This window comes from Streptomyces sp. ActVer, from assembly GCF_027270795.1.
GTDB classification, from domain to species: domain Bacteria; phylum Actinomycetota; class Actinomycetes; order Streptomycetales; family Streptomycetaceae; genus Streptomyces; species Streptomyces umbrinus_A.
Window position 1 is genome coordinate 1 of the sequence record NZ_JAPWHT010000850.1, and the last position, 1,740, is coordinate 1,740.

Here is a 1,740-nt window from a genome sequence, read left to right on the forward strand (position 1 = left end):
CTCACTACAGAAGAGTCCTCCTGTTCCTCTAGTCACGCCTGGCGGCGTGAAAATCGGTGCGCGGAGCGTCGATTCTGGGTTCGCGCACTCCTGACCGCCGTGTCGTTCGTGGGGCGCAGGCCGCGATCCTGGGTATGGAGGCTGTCCGTCCACGTCGATGCGGTTTGGGCCTACGCGCCCGAAGAAGAGTCTGACGCGGGAGCCAGCCAGGGGCCACCGACTGTTGCCACGTGCACGCCGTTCAGCCTTGCCGTTCCCCTCCGGCTTCCCGGACAGTCTCCACCCCATGGGAGCCCAAGGCCGGGAGGAACTGTGGACGAGCCACGCGAGGAACTGCGGGACGAGACGGTGGCCCGGGTCGCCGCGATCGACATCGCAAAGAACAGCGGCGTGGTGTGCCTGCGGCTGCCGAACGAAACCCGCGAGGGAGCGCGCACCCAGAAGGTGTGGACCGTCGCGGCGACCACCAACGCGATCCTGGAACTCGGCGACCACCTGGTCTGCCAGGGCGTCGAACTGGTGGTGATGGAGGCGACCGGCGTGTTCTGGCAGCCCTTCTACTACCTGCTGGAAAGCCGGGGGCTGCGGTGCTGGCTGGTCAACGCCCGCCAGGTCAAGAACGTCCCGGGCCGGCCGAAGACCGACAAACTGGACGCTATATGGCTGGCCAAGCTCGCCGAGCGCGGCATGATCCGACCCTCCTTCGTTCCATCCCAGCCCGTACGACACCTACGGGACCTCACCCGCACCCGCACAGTGTTCGTCCGCGAGCGATCGCGCCACAAACAGCGGGCCGACAAGGTCCTGCAGGACGCGCAGATCAAACTCTCGTCGGTGGCCACCGACCCGTTCGGCCTCTCGGGCCGGGCGATGATGGAGGCGCTGATCACGGGCGAGCGCAACCCCCGGATCCTGGCAGGCCTGGCGCAAGGCCGGCTGACCGCCAAGCACGACGCCCTGGTGGAGGCTCTGACCGGGCAGTTCGATGACCACCACGCCAAGCTGCTGCGGCTCCTGCTGACCACCGTCGACCACCTCACCTCGCAGATCACCGCACTCGACCAGGACATCGCCGAGACGCTCTCGGCCCTGCCCGACCCCCGCAGTGACACGCCGGACCACCTACCGTCACCCGCTGCTGTGTCGTTCGGTGACGACCTGCTGGCCCGGCTGGACGAGATCCCCGGCATCGGCCCGACCTCCGCGCGAGTCATCCTGGCCGAGATCGGCCCCGACATGAGCGTCTTCCCCACTCCCGCCCACCTCGCCTCGTGGGCGAAACTGTGTCCCCGCACCATCCAATCCGGCGCCAAGAGCACCACCGGGCCCGCCGGCAAGGGAAACCCCTGGCTCAAGGGTGCCCTGGGCGAGGCGGCCAGCGCCGCCGCCCGGACCGACACCTTCCTCGGCGCCCGCTACCGGCGCCTGGTCAAACGCCGCGGCCACGCCAAAGCCCTGGTCGCCGTCGCCCGCTCGATCCTCGTCATCGTCTGGCACCTGATCGACGACCCACAGGCCCGCTACCGGGAACTCGGTCCCGACTGGCACCAGCGACATCTTCACCCTCAACGCAAGACCCGCGACCTCGTCCGCCAGCTCGAACACCTCGGCCACCAGGTCACCCTCGCCCCCAGCACCGACACTGCCTGAACACCCGTCACAGACCAGTCCGGGACGGCTCCGCCACCCGGACGCTACCGCCTGCCCACCGGACCGTTGATTTTCCGTTCAGCCGCACCC

1 protein-coding gene is annotated in these 1,740 nt (G+C 68.7%); it reads left to right on the forward strand.

Annotated elements, in window-relative coordinates; all coding sequences use genetic code 11:
- The first annotated feature begins 312 nt into the window (after positions 1-312).
- Positions 313-1,650: an IS110 family transposase gene (locus tag O3Q52_RS52765; protein ID WP_269655497.1), complete on the forward strand. Its 1,338-nt coding sequence runs from the start codon at positions 313-315 to the stop codon at positions 1,648-1,650.
- Positions 1,651-1,740 lie beyond the last annotated feature (90 nt).